A 15994-nucleotide genomic window follows, 5' to 3' on the forward strand; every position below is an offset into this window, starting at 1 on the left:
GCGCATCGTGAGCCGCCGGCAATCGCTAAGATTCGAATAAAGAGAGGCTCAATCCCGCAGAAAAGGGTGAACGCGGCGGTTACCATAAACGGATTGGTAACGCTGCCCGCGTTAGCGTGGCCCGAGGTGAGGCAGGACCCTTTGCCGCCTCCAAGGCAACGGAAATTCAAAGGAACTATCAGTGCGTAAGGCGTTGTCGGGCTTCGTTTCCAAATCCGCGTCCCCCCTCAAAACGATCATGATTCTCGCTATGGCGATGAGCTTCGTCGTCGCGGACGCGGCTTCATCCATGGCGGCCAAGTCGGCGGCCATCGTCATCGATGCCAAGTCCGGCAAGGTGCTTTATTCGTCGGATGCCGATGGCCGGCGCTATCCGGCCTCGCTTACCAAGATGATGACGCTCTATCTGACGTTCGAGGCATTGGCGAAGGGCAGGATCAGCAGGAATTCTCCGGTCGTGTTCTCGGCCAATGCCGCTGCCGAACCGCCAACAAAGCTCGGCGTCAAGCGGGGCGGCTCGGTCACGGTCGAGACCGCCATCCTGTCGATGGTGACCAAATCGGCAAACGATTCCGCAACTGCGCTTGGCGAGATGCTCGGCGGCAATGAGGCCAATTTCGCCCGCATGATGACCGCCAAGGCGCGGGCGCTGGGCATGCGGGGAACCGTTTTCCGCAACGCCAACGGCTTGCCTGATCCCGGGCAGTTCACGACGGCGCGCGACATGGCGCTGCTCGGTATCGCCCTGAGAGAGCATTTTCCACAATATTACGGCTATTTCTCGCAGCGCTCCTTTCTTTACGGGCGACAGCGCATCAACGGCCATAACCGTCTGCTCGGACGCATCAAGGGCGTCGACGGCATCAAGACCGGTTATACCCGCGCCTCCGGCTATAACCTGGTCTCCTCGGTATCGGATGGCGACCGGCGCATCGTAGCGGTGGTCATGGGCGGCAGGTCCGGCGGCAGCCGCGACAGCCAGATGGCCGGGTTGATCAATGCCTACATGCCGAAGGCGTCGTCGCGCGGCGGCGGCATGCTGATTGCCAAAGCCGGTGGCGGCAATCCGATTTCAGCCCTGGCCAAGGTGCTTCTGCCGAAGCATGACGCGCCGACGCCGGATAGTAAGCCGGACGACGATGCCGTTGCCTCCCTCGTCGAGGAAAATGCTCCCGTCGTTGAAGAAACCACTCCGGTCGTTCAGACCAGAAAGGTCAAGACGGCGGCCGTGGCGACAGCGGACGATGTGGCGACGGCCCGGGTCGCCGCAGCCTATGCCGAACCGGCTGCAGAGGTCGATCCGGTCAGCACGGCGTCGGTGCCATCCGGCTGGGCAATACAGGTCGCCTCTTCGCCAAAGCAATCCGAAGCAAAGGCTTTCCTCGACAAGGCGACGAAGCAGGTGCCCTCCGTTCTGGCCGATGCCTCCGGTTTCACCGTCGCCTTCGACAAGGACGGCGTCACTTATTACCGCGCCCGGTTCGGTGGTTTTGGTTCGAAGACCGCCGCCTGGAAGGCTTGTAACGCTTTGAAAAAGAAGAAGATCGAGTGCTACGCCGTCCAGCAGTAAGGGCGCGAAACGATATCTTTCCCGAAAGTTCTGCGTCGAAGGAGACTAGTTGTGATTGGAGAGCAAGACGTCCTTGGCTTCGTTGATCCGCGCCGCCAGGAAAGACGTGCCACCGATATCGGGGTGCAGGCGCTGCATCAGGCGGCGGTGCGCCTTGCGGACATCCGCCGCGGCAGCCCCCGCTTCAAGACCAAGGATCTTGTAGGCCTCCTCCTTAGTCATGGCGCCCGAACCTGGCGCAACACCCAGCCCTTCGCCACCATTCGCATCAGCGTCTTTGCGCCAGATGGGAAATCTGCCGTCAAGATACGTCTCTAGCAGCTGGCGGCTCTCCGGATCGCCGGAGAGCTCGCGATAAAGTTGCTGCAATTCGGCAAGCCCCATCGAGCCAAGCATCTTGCCTTCATGGCGCCCAGCCAGCACGAGGCCTTCGAGGCCGCCGGTGTCGTGATCGAGTTCCATCTCAAGCGCCGCGGTACGCACCGTCGAACGCTTGCCCGGTGCCAGTTTTGCGGCCGGCTGATTCATGCGCATGGAGCCATACCAGGCGAGCGCGGCCGACAGGATCAAGCCGCCGAGGCCCTCGCGCCCGACCAGCAGCACGGCAACGCCGACCAGCCCGAGCAGCACGGGTCCAAGGGTCCTCATGCCGCCTGCAAGCTTCCCCGGATCGGCGCGCAGGAAGATGGTGAGCATGCCGAGAAGCACCAGAAGCAATGCTACAAAAGCGATAATCGCGCCCATCAGTTTCCGCCGCCCCGTAGATGCTCGATCATCAGCCGGTCCTCCGGCCTGCCCCGGTCCTCCAGTGCTTTCAGACCGCCGGTCGCAAACACGGCGACGGACGAAAGCAGGCCGGCCAAGGTCGCGGCAGCCCGCCGATCAAACCGGAACCAGGCCCCTTTGGACAGCCGTGCAATTTCCTTGAACGCCTTTTCTGCACCGGCATCATGGCCTTCCTGAAAAACGAAGACAGGAACGCCGTGCAGACCTAGGCTACCGGCCTTTTCGGCCAGATCATCTATGTTTTCTTCCATCGCATCGCCGATATAGACCAGCGCGTTGACCTTGGCCGCCGCCGTCTGTTTCAGCGCATGGGCGAGCACCTTGCCGATCTGGGTGTGGCCGCTACGGCAGTCGATGCGCGTCATCAGCTGCTTCAGAGCTTCGGTATCGGTGACGAATGCGGAGGAACGGCACTCGCCAAGCCCGCGGAAATAGACCAGTTGAACCTTGAGCACCCCAGCCTTGCCGACGGCGTCGAACATCTCGGCCTGCAGCGCACAGGCGAGATCCCAGGTCGGCTGGCGGCTCATCGTAGCGTCGAGGGACAGGATCAGCCTGCCTGAACCGGTGGCGGATGCAGCGAGCGTCCTTGCCTGACGGAGAAAGGCGTCGATCTCGCCGGTGCTCGATTGGGACTCGACCGGCGCAGGATTGGCCTTTGCAGGCACGGGCTGCTTCTTGTCGCTCATGACATTCAAGATGTGGCGTTGTTCCCCAGCTTGCAAGCCCAGATCAGGCGACCTGCAGGACCGGTGATGATGGCAACTGCGGACAAGCGTTCGGCCGGTGCCCTTGGCGTTACGGTTCTTGGCGTCAGAGTAGGCCGAGATCGGCAAGCTCACGCCTGAGCTTCGGCGGCATTTCGATCAGCCCGGCTTTGCCCTTGCCGAGATCGGCCGGCGCGTCCGCCGGCTTCAGGTAGCGCCACCCTTGGAATGCACGGCGCGGCTGCCAGTCGGTGCGCACGACCTCGGGATCGAGGATCAGATGGCAGCGGCCGATGCCATCGTCATCAGTGAAGGGCCGGATTTCGGTGATCAGCTGACGGCATTGGACATTGCCCTTGACCACCCAGTAGAGCGAGCCGCCGTCGGTGATCTCGGCGCCGCGCGTCGGCACCATGCGGGTGGTGTGGTAGTGTTCGGCCGGTTCGCCGGCGCGGCGCCGCTCGTCGAGGCGGAAGGCAATCCACTCTTCCAGATCCTCGACGCTGTCACAGCCGACGCAAAGCTTTATGAGATTGAGAGACATCGTTTAAGGTTTAGCCCAGCACGCGAACGCGTCAACGGCCTGATCGACTTCTCCACAGTGGTGGTCCAGGCCGCCAGACTGGCGCTCAGCACTCCACGACATTGACGGCCAATCCGCCAAGGCTGGTTTCCTTGTACTTTTCGTTCATGTCGAGGCCAGTCTGGCGCATCGTCTCGATCGCCGCATCGAGCGGCACGAAATGAACGCCATCGCCCTTGATGGCCAGCGAAGCGGCGGTCACCGCCTTGACAGCGCCAAGCGCGTTGCGCTCGATGCACGGCACCTGCACCAGGCCGCCGACCGGATCGCAGGTCATGCCGAGATGATGTTCCAGCGCGATTTCGGCAGCGTTCTCGACCTGCTCGGGCGTGCCGCCCATGACGGCGCACAATCCCGCCGCAGCCATCGCCGAAGCCGAACCGACCTCGCCCTGGCAGCCTACCTCGGCCCCCGAGATCGAAGCATTGGTCTTGATGATGCCGCCAACGGCCGCCGCCGTCAGCAGGAAATCGCGGATACTTGGCTGGTCGGCTTCGGGATGGAAATGCAGCCAATAGCGCAACACCGCGGGCAGAGTGCCGGCCGCCCCATTGGTTGGCGCGGTGACGACACGGCCGCCGGCGGCGTTCTCCTCGTTGACCGCCATTGCATAGATCGACAGCCAGTCATTGGCGAGCAGCGGGTTGGGCCGGTTCTGCTGCCATTGCTCCTGCAACTTGTCGTGCAGCATCCGGGCACGGCGGCGCACCTTCAGTCCGCCCGGCATGATGCCGTCTTGCGACAGGCCGCGCTCGATGCATCCCTTCATGGCGCTCCAAATGCCGTCGAGGCCGGCGTCGAGCTCCTCGCGCGACATCTGCGTCTCCTCGTTGACGCGCTTCATCTCGGCGATGGAAAGGCCACTTTTCGTTGCCATTGAGAGCATTTCGACGGCGTTCTTGAACGGATATGGAACCTTCTTGCCTTCGGTTGTCGCCGAGCCCCTCGCCTTCATCCGCTGCAATTCTTCCTCGGAAACGACAAAGCCGCCGCCGATCGAATAGTAGACGCGCCTCAGCAGCAACCGGTCTCCGGCATCATAGGCAGAAAACGCCATGCCATTGGCGTGACCCGGCAGCGGCGTCTTGCGATCCAGTACCAGATCCGTTGCCGGGTCGAAACGATAGGACGGATGGCCGGGCGGCGAAATCCGCTTCTCGGCGGCGATGCGAGCGGCGATGCCGTCGGCGTGGTCAGGATCCACCGTCTGCGGCGTCTGGCCGGCGAGGCCGAGCACCACGGCGCGATCGGAGCCATGGCCGATGCCGGTATAGGCGAGCGAGCCATGCAGGCTGGCCGCGATTCGGTCGACCCTGGCGCCGGCCGGACGCGGCCAGTCGTCTCCCGCAATCTCGTCGAGAAACCGCCGCGCAGCCGTCATCGGCCCCATCGTGTGCGAACTCGATGGGCCGATGCCGATCTTGAACAGGTCGAAAACCGAAAGGAACACGTGGGCGTTTTCTCCTGGGACCCTGTTGAGCTCTATATATAGGAATTCCCATGATGTTTTCCGCTGTTTTGAAGATTGCGGCGCTGCGCCTGCCGACCTTGTTTGCTCCGGCAGCGACATTCCGGCTTCGGCCATCGAAGCGTTGCCTCGGCTTGTGGTAAAAGCACCGCATGAGCGATTCCTTTCATCTATCGACGGCCGACCTTGCAGCGCTGGGGTTCTTCCTCGCCGCGTGGGTGCTGCATACGCTCGCCGCCGACGGAATGCTGGTCAGCCGCATGTCGCTGACGAGGGCGATGAACGCGCAGCGCGAGGCCTGGATGAGGACCATGGCCGAACGCGAGATCCGCATCGTCGACACCGCCATCATGAGCGGCCTGCAACAGGGGACCGCCTTCTTTGCCTCCAGTTCGCTGATTGCGATCGGCGGCTGTTTTGCCTTGCTCGGCGCTTCCGATCAGGTTCTCACTGTGCTGAGCGACCTGCCGTTTGGCGCCACATCCTCACGCGCCGCCTTCCAGACGAAGGTGTTCGGGCTGGTGCTGATCCTGGCCTTTTCCTTCTTCAAGTTCGGCTGGGCTTACCGGCTGTTCAACTATTGCTCGATCCTGATCGGCGCGGTGCCGATTCCGCATGGCGAGGCGTCGCGCAATCCGGTCACCGAAACGGCGGTGTGGCGCGCGGCCCGCATGAACATGCTGGCCGGGAAGCATTTCAATTCCGGGCTGCGCGGCGTGTTCTTCTCGATCGGTTATCTTGGCTGGTTCGTCGATCCCGCCGTTTTCGTGCTATCGACGCTGCTGCTTCTGGCGGTGCTGGTGCGCCGCCAATTTTTCTCGGCGGCGCGGCAGGCGGTGCTCGGTCAGCCGCCCGGCCCGGGAAAAGGCTGATCAATGCGGCCCGACAGCCAATAGGCGACGAGCCCGATCCATTCGCGAATCGCGATGGTCGTGGTCTGCAGCGCTTCGTTGGTAGATTTGCGGAACAGGCTGATACCTTCCTTACCGGAGGTGCGGTAGTCGACCGGCCATGGAACCGTCGGGAAGCCGGCTCTGTCGAACAGCGCCTTGGCGCGCGGCATGTGGAAGGCTGAGGTCACCAGCAGCCAGATCTCGCCGGGTTTCGGCGTAATCAGCCGCTTGGTGAAGACGGCATTCTCGTAGGTGTTGCGTGACTTGTCTTCCAGGATCAGACGATCGGCCGCCACGCCGAGCGCAGTGAGTACGCGTGGCGCCGTGGTTGAGTCGCCTTCGTCCTCACCGATTATTGCAACGGGGCCGCCTGAAATGACGACTCTCGCTGTCGGAAAACGCCGCGCCAGCACGGCTGCCTCGACAATTCGATCGCCACTGGCGTTGAGTTCATAACCGCCGCGAACGAAATTGATGGCGCCGTCCATACCGCCGCCGAGCACAACGATTCCGTCAACCCTTTCCGGCAGGGGTGGCTTAGGGAAACGCTCCTCGAGCGGATTGAGCATCACTGCGCCGAGCGAGGTCCATGCTGACACTGCCAGGACAAGGAAGGCCAGCACGCTGCCGGTGGCAAATAGCCTTTTGCGCCCGACCAATGCCGCAAGCAATCCAGCCAGCAGCAGGATGATCGCGAGATTAAGCGGCTGGACGAAGAGCCACAGGACCTTGGAGACATAGAAGAACATCCCTCACCCCCTCAGATGAGAAACGATCCTACCACCATTTTTCCGGCTGAAATGTGCCGGCCGCCTGTTCGATGACATGGGCGGTCTGGAACAGCGTTTCCTCGTCGAAAGGCCGGCCGATCAGCTGCAGGCCGAGTGGCAGCCCCTTGGCGTCGAGCCCGGCCGGAACCGCGATGCCGGGCAAGCCGGCCATGTTCACCGTCACCGTAAAGATGTCGTTGAGATACATCTTGACCGGGTCGGCGGCCATGTCTTCGTCTGCGATGCCGAAGGCGGCGGACGGCGTTGCCGGCGTCAGGATGACGTCGACACCTGCGACAAACACATTTTCGAAATCGCGCTTGATCAGGTTACGAACCTTCTGCGCCTGCAGATAGTAGGCATCGTAGTAGCCAGCGGAAAGCACATAGGTGCCGATCATGATGCGGCGCTTGACCTCACGCCCGAAGCCGGCGGCGCGGGTCTTTTCATACATGTCGACAATGTCCTTGCCGGGCACGCGCAATCCATAGCGGACGCCGTCGTAACGGGCGAGGTTGGACGAGGCTTCGGCGGGCGCAACAATGTAATAGGCCGGCAGCGCGTATTTCGTGTGCGGCAGCGAGATGTCGACAATCTCGGCGCCGGCATCCCTCAGCCAGGCAATGCCCTTCTGCCACAACGCCTCGATCTCCTCGGGCATGCCGTCGACACGGTATTCCTTGGGGATGCCGACCTTCATCCCCTTGATCGAGCGGCCGATCGCCGCCTCGTAATCCGGCACCGGCAGGTCGACGGAGGTCGTGTCCTTCGGGTCGACCGAAGCCATCGACTTCAACAGGATCGCGGCATCGCGCACGTCGCGCGCGATCGGCCCGGCCTGGTCGAGCGACGAGGCGAAGGCGACGACGCCCCAACGCGAGCAGCGGCCATAGGTCGGCTTAATGCCGACCGTGCCGGTGAAGGCGGCGGGCTGGCGGATCGAGCCGCCGGTGTCGGTGGCGGTAGCGCCGGCGCACAGGAAGGCCGAGACGGCTGATGCCGAGCCACCGGACGAACCGCCCGGCACCAGCTGGGCATTGTCCAACGTGCGCGCGGTCCTGGTGCCGCCCGCCGAAACGAAGCCGCCCTCGCCCTGATGTGTCGTCGGCATTACCACCGTGTCGAGCCGCGAACGCCGCCACGGGTTGATGACAGGCCCGTAATACGAGGTCTCGTTGGACGAGCCCATGGCGAACTCGTCCATGTTGAGCTTGCCGAGCATGACGGCGCCATCCGCCCACAGATTGGCGGTGATAGTCGATTCGTAGCGCGGCTTGAACCCGTCAAGCACGTGGCTGCAGGCCTGGGTGTGGACGCCTTCGGTGCCGAACAGATCCTTGATGCCGAGCGGGATACCCTCGAGGGACCCGCCCTCGCCCTTGGCCAGTTTCGCGTCGGAGGCCTTGGCCATGTCGCGCGCTTTGTCGCCGGTGACCACGATATAGGCATTGAGCGCAGGATTGGCTCGCTCGATCGCCGACAGATAAGCCTCGGTGACTTCGGTGGCGGTGATCTCCCTGGAGCGCAATTTGGCGCGGGCCTGCGAAATCGTCAGTTGGGTCAGGTCGCTCATCAGGCAAGGCTCTTTTCGTAAAACACCGACCACTCGGAATTGGGGTAATTCAGCACCGGCCCGCAGCGCGAAAAACCGGCGCGTTCGTAGACGGTCCAGGCGGCGGGATGACGGTCGCCCGTCTCCAGCACCAGACGCTTCAGCCCTTCTTGGCGCGCCAAGCCCTCGATCCGCTCGACGATCATCGCACCGATCTTGCGGCCGCGATGCGAAGGCCGCGTATACATACGCTTGACCTCGCCGACGACAGCGTCGTGGCGCTTCAGCGCGCCGCAACCGATGGCAAGGCCGTCGTCGCGGGCGATGAAAACGGTCGTCTCGCGGTCCGCCATCTGCTCGACCGTCAAATGGTAGCAATGCTCCGGCGGCGTCAACTCCAGCAATGTGGCGTTGAGCTCCTCGACCAGCCCACGCACATCGTCCTGCAGCGGCGTCTCCGCGGCGATCTCGATTCCCATCGGCCAGCTACTCCACGACCTTTGGCACGAGAAAGAAGTTCTCTTCGGTTGCCGGCGCGTTGGCGACGATGTCGGCTGTCTTGCTGCCGTCGGTGACGACGTCCTGGCGCTTCTTCATTGCCATCGGCGTGACCGAGGTCATCGGCTCGACGCCGGAAACATCGACCTCGTTCAACTGCTCGACAAAGCCCAAAATGGCGTTCAATTCGCCGGTCATGCGCTCTGCATCCTCCTCGCTCACCGCAATGCGGGCAAGGTGCGCGACGCGCTTCACGGTTTTAATATCAACGGACATGTTTGTGCCTCGGGGAAAACCAGCGCTATAGCGGCGCAGCGCGTGCCGCGCAACATGCATCGTGCCGACAACTGCCCTACGGCATTGCCACGCCGTCGCAGAGGAAATAGCTGCCGCCGTTGCCGCTCTGCTCGCTTTCGTCCGCGGCAGGCCGAACCGAAACCAGGTCGATCTGCTTCGCGTTCATCTGAGTCAGTGAGAGAACATCCGGAAAGACGTAGCCCGGCTCCTGGCAGATGGCGGTCACCGCCCAGCTTGGCGACCGTGTCGCCTTGGTGATCTGCAGGAACTCGCAGTTATATTCGATGCTTTCCAATCCGTTTGCCGACAGTACGATATTGCCGCCCTCGATCACCGTCTGCAGCGTATCCTTTTTGGCCTGCGCGCAGAGATCCTCCGATTGCAGATAGATGCCCTCGATGAAATCCTCGGCGGCCAGCGCCGGCGATGCGGCAACCAGCATAGAAATGCAAAGAGAGTTTCTCAGACCCATGTCGTCATTCCGGTTCGCTATTCCTACAGCGTAATCGTCTCGCCGATCTTCGGCAACGCCACTTTCACACCCGATCCGTCCAGCCCGGCCACAAACTTGTCGGCGGTCTGATCTATCATCGGAAATGTGCCGAAGTGAGCGGGAACGACCGTCTCGAACTTGAAGAAACGCTGGCAGGCAAGAGCTGCCACCGCGCCACCCATGGTGAAGCGGTCGCCGATCGGCACGATGCCGATCTTCGGCTCATGCAACTCGTTGATCAGCGCCATATCGGAAAAGATGTCTGTGTCGCCCATATGGTAGAGCGTCTTATCCTCGGGGAAGTGCAGGACGAGCCCGCCCGGATTGCCGAGATAGGTGTTCTGGCCGCTCTCGCCTAGAAAGGACGATGAATGCAGAGCCTGAACGAAAGTGGTGGTGAAGCCGCCGCAATCGACGGTACCGCCGATATTGCCGGGATTGATTTGCTTGTCACTGACGCCTTTGCCGACCAGGTACATGCAAATCTCGAAATTGGCGACAAGCATCGCGCCGCTTTTCTTGAGCACTTCGACGGCGCCGCTGATGTGGTCGCTGTGGCCATGGGTAAGCAACACGTGCGTGACCCCTTCGGCCGGCTCTTCCCAGCCGCCTGTCCATGACGGATTGCCGACCAGATACGGGTCGATGAGGATTTTCGCGCCTTCGATTTCGACGCGGAATGCCGAGTGTCCGTACCAGGTAAGTTTCATCAATGCCTTCCTCGATTTTTGCTTCGGTAGAGGCTAGAACGCCGACGGCGAAATTAAAGTGCCGCGGCATATGTTGCGCGTATAGGAAGTGCGGCGTCGCGGTCAAAGGAAAAGCCGTTGGGCATCATCACGATCGAGGAGTTGCCGGGCCGGCTCGGCGGCGGCAAGACCCTGGCTGGGCTTGACCTCGGCGACAAGACGATCGGCGTGGCGGTTTCGGACCGCGGCTTGTCCTTCGCGCACCCGCGCCCTGTCATCATGCGCAAGAAATTCTCGCTCGATGCCGCGGTGCTGCTCGCTCTGCTGCAGAAGGAAAATGCCGGCGCAGTGGTGATCGGCCTCCCCATCAACATGGACGGCTCGGAAGGCCCACGCGCCCAAAAATCCCGCGCTTTCGTCCGCAACATGGCTGGATTGACCGATCTGCCGTTCGTCTTTTGGGACGAAAGGCTGTCGACGGTGGCGGCCGAGCGGACACTGATCGAGATGGATTTTTCCCGCAAGAAACGCGCCGGCAAGATCGATTCAGCGGCGGCGGCCTTCATCCTGCAGGGTGTTCTCGACCGGCTTCAGGCGCTCGGAGTCGATGCCTGGTCGAAATAGCGATTGCGCGTTGCCTTGATCCAGCTGCCGATCGCCTTGCGGCGGCGAAATGCCCAGAACGCCATCAGCAGTAGGCCGTCGAAGACGCAAGCCTTCGCCACCATGCCCGGGATGAGCGCCGGATCGACGCCGAGCATCTGCCCATAAAGCTGGAAAACGAGATCGTGCAATTGGCGGCTCAGCATGACATAGCCGAAATTGATGTCGTTGAGCGACAGAAAGAACCAGCCCCAGAACAGGAGGAGCGGAGCCGCCCACAGCGCGAACAAGGTGCGCATCAGCGATCGTCCCTCGAATCCGGCCGGCCCGAAATGCGCGCAAGCGAGGAATTGTACGCCGCTGCCTTGGCCATGATATGCGCGGCCGCGCGGATTTCGCCGGTCACTGGAACTGCCGCGGCAGCGGCTGAGCGCCGCTCGGCGAGCATCGCGACATATGACGCCAGAAGTGCCGCCAATTGCACGGCGACAACCATGAACAGCCCATTGATACCTTGCGCAGCGCCGCCGATGACGATCAACGACAGCACGCCCGAGGCCGAGATGAAGGCGATCCGCACAACACTGTCGGCTGGGTCCGGGTTGGTGGCGTCGCTGGTCAATGCTTCAACAAAGGCCCAGCAGAACAGCACCGCGACGACAAGCAATGCCACGGCGAGCGGCGCCACGACGACGGCGTTTTCAAGATCGGCAAAGCGAGTGTTCTGGACGGGAACGCCGAGCACGCCAAGGGCCGCCGCGACGCCACGATTCCCATCGATGCAGATGAACGCCAGCAGGGCGAAAACGGCCGCCCAATGCAATGCCAGAAAAGAGCTCAAAATATGCCGCATGACGCTCCTGCTTCGCAGGACAAAGACCGCTCAGCCGAACAGTCCTTGCCTTAACCATAACACTGGGCTTTGCCACCGGCCGCCGCAATGGAAACCATTTGTTAAGGTTAACGATCATCCACAGGGCGCGCGAAAAAAAGCGGCTACGACCCGGGCGACGGCACTAGTTGATCGGCGGGTAGAGCGTGTCGATGATCATCCGCGCATCGTGGCGCGAATCGAGCATTCCATAGGTGTTGCGCCACTGGCCGGCGAGGCGCGTCTCGACGAAGGCGTCGGCGATCCGCCCTGCCCCCAGCCTGCGAAGCTCTGCCGCCGCCGCCGACAATGCCAATTGCTCGGTCAACAGCCGCGCTGAGCCCTCGTCGGTTGCAGCGACCTGCATTGCTGCCTTGAGCACGCCGACGGTGCCGCGTCCGCCAGCGCCGAGATCGCGGTCGATGCCGGCCAGCACGTCATCGAACAGGCCTGGCGCGCGGCCGAGCACTCGCAACACGTCGAGCGCCATGACGTTGCCTGAACCCTCCCAGATCGCGTTGACCGGAGCTTCGCGATAGTAGCGGGCGAGCGGCCCCTCCTCGACATAGCCATTGCCGCCGAGGCATTCCATCGCCTCATAGAGCAGCGGCGGCGCAATCTTGCAGACCCAGTATTTGACGACCGGCGTCATGGCGCGGGCGAAGGCCGCCTCGCCGCGGTCGCCGGCCGCCTCGTCGAAGGAGCGCGCCAGCCGGAACGACAGCGCGGTAGCGGCGGCAACGTCGAGCGCCATGTCGGCCAACACACGCTGCATCAGCGGCTGCTCGATCAGATTGGTTCCGAACACCTGGCGGTGGCGCGTGTGGTGGACGGCCTCGGCCAGTCCGGCCCGCATGATCGCCGAGGAGGCGACGGCACAGTCGAGCCGCGTCAGGGTCACCATGTCCATGATCGTCTTCACGCCGGCGCCGGGCTCGCCAACCATCTCGCCGATGGCATTGACGAATTCCACCTCGGAGGACGCATTGGAGCGGTTGCCGAGCTTGTCCTTCAGCCGCTGAAAGCGGAAGCCGTTGCTGGATCCGTCGCCAAGCAAGCGGGGAACGAGAAAGCACGACAGTCCCTCCGGCGCCTGTCCGAGCACCAGGAAGGCATCCGACATCGGCGCCGACATGAACCATTTGTGGCCGGTCAGGCGATAAAAACCGCTGCCGGCGCGCTCGGCCTTGGTGACGTTGGCACGAACATCGGTACCGCCTTGCTTCTCGGTCATGCCCATGCCGAGCGTCAGCCCGGCTTTTTCGACCGGCGGCTTTTGGCCCTGATCGTATTTGCGCGTCGTCACCCGAGGCGCCCATTCGCGAAACAGTTTCGGGCTGGCCATCAGCGCTGCCAGCGAAGCGCTGGTCATGGTGATCGGGCAAAGATGCCCGGTTTCGAGCTCAGCCGTGAGGTAAAAGCGCGCGGCGCGCACCTGGTGGCGGCGGCCGATCTCGGCGTCGCCATTCTCCCAGACCGACGAATGCAGCCCGTTGGCGACCGAGCGGCGCATCAGCGCGTGATAGGCGGGGTGGAACTCGACCTGGTCGATGCGCCGGCCCTGGCGATCATGGGTCCTGAGCTTCGGCGTCTCGACATTGGCAAGACGGGCCAGCTCCTGCGCCTCATGCGTCAAAACGAAACGGCCAAGCCCGTCGAGGTCCTTGCGCACCGGATCGGAAAAGCGCTCGGCAAGCTGGATCAGCAACGGATCGCCCCGCCAGGCGTTGCCGCCGGCCAGCGGCGGCGGCTGGTTGGTCACGTCGTCGGTCACGCTTCGTCCTTATCACCTGAAGTCTGCGAATCCAAAGTCATCGCGGTTTATAGCCTATGGCCGGCGGCGCGCGACGAAAATACCGGGGAGAACCGATCCAATCCCAAGCCGGTGCTTGCAGCCGCGGAGCCTCCCCCCTATAGCAGCGACTTGAGATGACTGACGCATCGTCCCTTCCACTTTATCCCCACCGCCATCTTCTAGGCATCCGCGATCTTTCCCCCGCCGACATCGAGCTTCTGCTCGACCGGGCGGACCGGGCCGTTGCCATCTCGCGGCAATCGGACAAGAAGACATCGACGCTGCGCGGCCGCACCCAGATCAATCTCTTCTACGAAGCCTCGACCCGTACGCAATCGTCGTTCGAGCTGGCCGGCAAACGGCTCGGCGCCGACGTCATGAACATGTCGGTGGCAAGCTCGTCGGTGAAGAAGGGCGAGACGCTGATCGATACCGCGATGACGCTGAACGCCATGCGCCCCGACATATTGATCATCCGCCACCAATCGGCGGGCGCGGCGGCACTTCTTGCTCAAAAGGTCGGCTGCTCGGTGGTCAATGCCGGCGACGGCGCTCATGAACATCCAACGCAGGCGCTGCTCGACGCGCTGACCATCCGCCGCGCCAAGGGTCCGTTGTCGAAGCTGATCGTGGCGATCTGCGGTGACATCCTGCATTCGCGCGTGGCCCGCTCCAATATCATTCTGCTCAACGCACTCGGTGCCCAAGTACGGGTCGTCGCCCCTTCGACGCTTTTGCCCGCCGGCATCGAGAAGATGGGCGTCATCGTCACCCGCTCGATGGGCGAGGGTCTGAAGGACGCCGACGTGGTGATGATGTTGCGCCTGCAGCGCGAACGCATGGAAGGCGCTTTCGTACCCTCGGTGCGCGAATATTTCCGCTATTTCGGGCTCGACGCCGAGAAGCTGAAAGCGGCCAAGGACGGTGCGCTGGTCATGCATCCCGGCCCGATGAACCGCGGAGTCGAGATCGCCTCCGAGATCGCCGACGGCCCGCAAAGCGTTATCCAGGAACAGGTTGAGATGGGCGTCGCCGTGCGCATGGCGGTGATGGAAGCGCTGCTCGACCCCCGTCGAAACCACGAGGGCCGCGGCGCATGAGCATAACGGTCTTCAGCCGCGCCCGCATCGTCGACCCATCGCGCGGCATCGACGAGATAGGCACCGTCATCGTCGAAGGGCGCAAAATCGTTGCCGCCGGCAAGGCGGCCTTGAACCAGGGCGCGCCCGAAGACGCCACGATCATCGAGTGCGCTGGTAAGGCGATCATCCCCGGCCTGATCGATGCACGTGTCTTCATCGGCGAACCGGGCGGCGAACACCGCGAAACCATCGCATCGGCGAGCATTGCTGCGGCGGCGGGCGGCGTCACCTCAATCGTCATGATGCCCGATACCGACCCGGTGATCGACAATGTCGCACTGGTCGAGTTTGTGCTGCGCACCGCCAAGGACACGGCAATCGTCAACATCTTTCCGGCGGCAGCGATCACCAAGGGGCTGGAAGGCCGCGAGATGACCGAATTCGGCCTATTGCGCGAGGCTGGAGCGGTCGCCTTCACCGACGGCCGGCATTCTATTGCCAGCGCGCTGGTGATGCGTCGCGCGCTGACCTACGCGCGCGATTTCGACGGCGTCATCGCGCATGAAACCCAGGACGCCGATCTCGCCTCGGCCGGCGTGATGAACGAAGGCCTTTACGCAAGCTGGCTTGGCCTTGCCGGCATTCCTCGCGAGGCCGAATCAATCCCCCTGGAGCGCGATCTCGCGCTGGCTCGCCTGACCGGCGGCTCCTATCACGCTGCCAAGATCTCGACGGCTATGGCGGCAGACGCGGTAGCGCGCGCAAAAGCCGACGGCGCCAACGTCACAGCAGGCGTGTCGATCCACAATCTGTCGCTCAACGAGAATGATGTCGGCGAGTACCGCACCTTCTTCCGGCTGACGCCGCCGCTGCGCGCCGAGGAAGACCGGCTGGCGATGATCGAGGCGGTCAAGGACGGCACCATCGACCTCATCGTCTCCTCGCACGACCCGCAGGACGTCGACACCAAGCGCCTGCCCTTCGCCGATGCTGCGGCCGGCGCCATCGGGCTGGAAACGCTGCTGGGCGCGGCGCTGCGGCTCTATCACAATGGCGACGTGACGCTGCTCCGGCTGGTCGAGACCTTATCCACCGCGCCGGCTAGATTGTTCAGCCTGCCCGGCGGCACGCTGAAACCGGGGGCTTTGGCCGACCTTGCACTCGTCGATCTGGACGAGCCATGGATCGTCAGCGAGAGCGGCATCCGCTCGCGCTCGAAAAACACCTGTTTCGAAGGCGCGCGGCTGCAAGGCAAAGTCTTGCAAACGATGGTGGCGGGCCGCACAGTGTTTTCGGCCTAGGACGGAACAGGCGTCACGCCTTCAAATCCGTTCAGC

General features: G+C 63.0%; 18 protein-coding genes. 5 read left to right on the top strand and 13 right to left on the bottom strand.

Features of this window, described 5'->3' with window-relative positions; all coding sequences use genetic code 11:
- Positions 1 to 181 precede the first annotated feature (181 nt).
- Complete coding sequence (locus NKI01_RS00370) at positions 182 to 1570, top strand: SPOR domain-containing protein (RefSeq protein ID WP_352494596.1); 1389 nt, start codon at positions 182 to 184, stop codon at positions 1568 to 1570.
- A 45-nt stretch (positions 1571 to 1615) separates the two neighbouring features.
- On the opposite strand, the gene NKI01_RS00375 is transcribed toward NKI01_RS00370, so the two are convergent.
- From NKI01_RS00375 to NKI01_RS00390, 4 genes are all read right to left on the bottom strand, one after another.
- Entirely contained in the window at positions 1616 to 2314 is a 699-nt protein-coding gene (locus NKI01_RS00375; RefSeq protein ID WP_023717747.1) for a DnaJ domain-containing protein, read from the bottom strand.
- The gene (locus NKI01_RS00380; RefSeq protein WP_352482282.1) at positions 2314 to 3045 is read right to left on the bottom strand and encodes a vWA domain-containing protein; all 732 of its coding nucleotides are present in this window, start codon (positions 3043 to 3045) and stop codon (positions 2314 to 2316) included. Before NKI01_RS00380 ends, NKI01_RS00375 begins: the two co-directional genes overlap by 1 nt.
- A 124-nt stretch (positions 3046 to 3169) precedes the next feature.
- Positions 3170 to 3607, bottom strand: a complete 438-nt coding sequence (locus NKI01_RS00385; protein ID WP_023717749.1) for a DUF1489 family protein — start codon at positions 3605 to 3607, stop codon at positions 3170 to 3172.
- Between the two features lie 85 nt (positions 3608 to 3692).
- Positions 3693 to 5096, bottom strand: a complete 1404-nt coding sequence (locus NKI01_RS00390) for an L-serine ammonia-lyase (protein ID WP_352855348.1) — start codon at positions 5094 to 5096, stop codon at positions 3693 to 3695.
- A gap of 170 nt (positions 5097 to 5266) precedes the next feature.
- On the opposite strand from NKI01_RS00390, the gene NKI01_RS00395 reads away from it, so the two are divergent.
- Positions 5267 to 5986, top strand: a complete 720-nt coding sequence (locus tag NKI01_RS00395; protein ID WP_352494594.1) for a DUF599 domain-containing protein — start codon at positions 5267 to 5269, stop codon at positions 5984 to 5986.
- Here NKI01_RS00395 and NKI01_RS00400 read toward each other — a convergent pair.
- The 6 genes from NKI01_RS00400 to NKI01_RS00425 form a co-directional block, all read right to left on the bottom strand.
- Positions 5959 to 6756 carry a YdcF family protein gene (locus NKI01_RS00400; protein ID WP_352494593.1) on the bottom strand — a complete coding sequence of 266 codons (798 nt, stop codon included), beginning with the start codon at positions 6754 to 6756 and terminating at the stop codon, positions 5959 to 5961. The genes NKI01_RS00395 and NKI01_RS00400 overlap by 28 nt on opposite strands.
- A gap of 28 nt (positions 6757 to 6784) precedes the next feature.
- Positions 6785 to 8350 (bottom strand): amidase, encoded by a 1566-nt coding sequence (locus NKI01_RS00405; protein ID WP_352494592.1) that lies wholly within the window; start codon positions 8348 to 8350, stop codon positions 6785 to 6787.
- Positions 8350 to 8808, bottom strand: a complete 459-nt coding sequence (locus NKI01_RS00410; RefSeq protein WP_352855350.1) for a GNAT family N-acetyltransferase — start codon at positions 8806 to 8808, stop codon at positions 8350 to 8352. Before NKI01_RS00410 ends, NKI01_RS00405 begins: the two co-directional genes overlap by 1 nt.
- A 7-nt stretch (positions 8809 to 8815) precedes the next feature.
- Entirely contained in the window at positions 8816 to 9103 is a 288-nt protein-coding gene (gatC, locus tag NKI01_RS00415) for an Asp-tRNA(Asn)/Glu-tRNA(Gln) amidotransferase subunit GatC (RefSeq protein WP_352855352.1), read from the bottom strand.
- Between the two features lie 76 nt (positions 9104 to 9179).
- Positions 9180 to 9596 carry a hypothetical protein gene (locus tag NKI01_RS00420; RefSeq protein ID WP_352855354.1) on the bottom strand — a complete coding sequence of 139 codons (417 nt, stop codon included), beginning with the start codon at positions 9594 to 9596 and terminating at the stop codon, positions 9180 to 9182.
- Positions 9597 to 9619: 23 nt separating this feature from the next.
- Complete coding sequence (locus tag NKI01_RS00425; protein ID WP_023717758.1) at positions 9620 to 10327, bottom strand: metal-dependent hydrolase; 708 nt, start codon at positions 10325 to 10327, stop codon at positions 9620 to 9622.
- A 117-nt stretch (positions 10328 to 10444) separates the two neighbouring features.
- On the opposite strand from NKI01_RS00425, the gene ruvX reads away from it, so the two are divergent.
- A complete protein-coding gene (ruvX, locus tag NKI01_RS00430; protein ID WP_023717759.1) occupies positions 10445 to 10930 on the top strand; it encodes a Holliday junction resolvase RuvX in 486 nt (161 codons plus the stop codon).
- Here ruvX and NKI01_RS00435 read toward each other — a convergent pair.
- The 3 genes from NKI01_RS00435 to NKI01_RS00445 form a co-directional block, all read right to left on the bottom strand.
- Entirely contained in the window at positions 10897 to 11208 is a 312-nt protein-coding gene (locus NKI01_RS00435) for a DUF6105 family protein (RefSeq protein WP_023717760.1), read from the bottom strand. The genes ruvX and NKI01_RS00435 overlap by 34 nt on opposite strands.
- The gene (locus NKI01_RS00440; protein ID WP_023717761.1) at positions 11208 to 11762 is read right to left on the bottom strand and encodes a hypothetical protein; all 555 of its coding nucleotides are present in this window, start codon (positions 11760 to 11762) and stop codon (positions 11208 to 11210) included. The genes NKI01_RS00435 and NKI01_RS00440 overlap by 1 nt, the downstream gene beginning before the upstream one ends.
- A 163-nt stretch (positions 11763 to 11925) precedes the next feature.
- Positions 11926 to 13554, bottom strand: coding sequence for a DNA alkylation response protein (locus tag NKI01_RS00445; protein WP_352961512.1), 1629 nt, complete (start codon positions 13552 to 13554; stop codon positions 11926 to 11928).
- 155 nt (positions 13555 to 13709) lie between these two features.
- Here NKI01_RS00445 and NKI01_RS00450 point away from each other — a divergent pair, with 155 nt between their 5' ends.
- Entirely contained in the window at positions 13710 to 14675 is a 966-nt protein-coding gene (locus tag NKI01_RS00450) for an aspartate carbamoyltransferase catalytic subunit (RefSeq protein WP_352482274.1), read from the top strand.
- On the top strand, positions 14672 to 15958 hold the full coding sequence (locus NKI01_RS00455; protein WP_023717764.1) for a dihydroorotase: 1287 nt from the start codon (positions 14672 to 14674) through the stop codon (positions 15956 to 15958). Before NKI01_RS00450 ends, NKI01_RS00455 begins: the two co-directional genes overlap by 4 nt.
- Positions 15959 to 15994 lie beyond the last annotated feature (36 nt).

The sequence above is a fragment of the Mesorhizobium sp. M0815 genome, from assembly GCF_040319995.1.
Taxonomy (GTDB): Bacteria; Pseudomonadota; Alphaproteobacteria; order Rhizobiales; family Rhizobiaceae; genus Mesorhizobium.

Bases quoted from the DNA above. Each gene is read 5' to 3' on its own strand.
- NKI01_RS00375 (WP_023717747.1), bottom strand. From the start codon at position 2,314: ATGGGCGCGATTATCGCTTTTGTAGCATTGCTTCTGGTGCTTCTCGGC.
- NKI01_RS00380 (WP_352482282.1), bottom strand. From the start codon at position 3,045: ATGAGCGACAAGAAGCAGCCCGTGCCTGCAAAGGCCAATCCTGCGCCG.
- NKI01_RS00385 (WP_023717749.1), bottom strand. From the start codon at position 3,607: ATGTCTCTCAATCTCATAAAGCTTTGCGTCGGCTGTGACAGCGTCGAG.
- NKI01_RS00395 (WP_352494594.1), top strand. From the start codon at position 5,267: ATGAGCGATTCCTTTCATCTATCGACGGCCGACCTTGCAGCGCTGGGG.
- NKI01_RS00400 (WP_352494593.1), bottom strand. From the start codon at position 6,756: ATGTTCTTCTATGTCTCCAAGGTCCTGTGGCTCTTCGTCCAGCCGCTT.
- NKI01_RS00405 (WP_352494592.1), bottom strand. From the start codon at position 8,350: ATGAGCGACCTGACCCAACTGACGATTTCGCAGGCCCGCGCCAAATTG.
- NKI01_RS00410 (WP_352855350.1), bottom strand. From the start codon at position 8,808: ATGGGAATCGAGATCGCCGCGGAGACGCCGCTGCAGGACGATGTGCGT.
- gatC (WP_352855352.1), bottom strand. From the start codon at position 9,103: ATGTCCGTTGATATTAAAACCGTGAAGCGCGTCGCGCACCTTGCCCGC.
- NKI01_RS00420 (WP_352855354.1), bottom strand. From the start codon at position 9,596: ATGGGTCTGAGAAACTCTCTTTGCATTTCTATGCTGGTTGCCGCATCG.
- NKI01_RS00425 (WP_023717758.1), bottom strand. From the start codon at position 10,327: ATGAAACTTACCTGGTACGGACACTCGGCATTCCGCGTCGAAATCGAA.
- NKI01_RS00435 (WP_023717760.1), bottom strand. From the start codon at position 11,208: ATGCGCACCTTGTTCGCGCTGTGGGCGGCTCCGCTCCTCCTGTTCTGG.
- NKI01_RS00440 (WP_023717761.1), bottom strand. From the start codon at position 11,762: ATGCGGCATATTTTGAGCTCTTTTCTGGCATTGCATTGGGCGGCCGTT.
- NKI01_RS00450 (WP_352482274.1), top strand. From the start codon at position 13,710: ATGACTGACGCATCGTCCCTTCCACTTTATCCCCACCGCCATCTTCTA.
- NKI01_RS00455 (WP_023717764.1), top strand. From the start codon at position 14,672: ATGAGCATAACGGTCTTCAGCCGCGCCCGCATCGTCGACCCATCGCGC.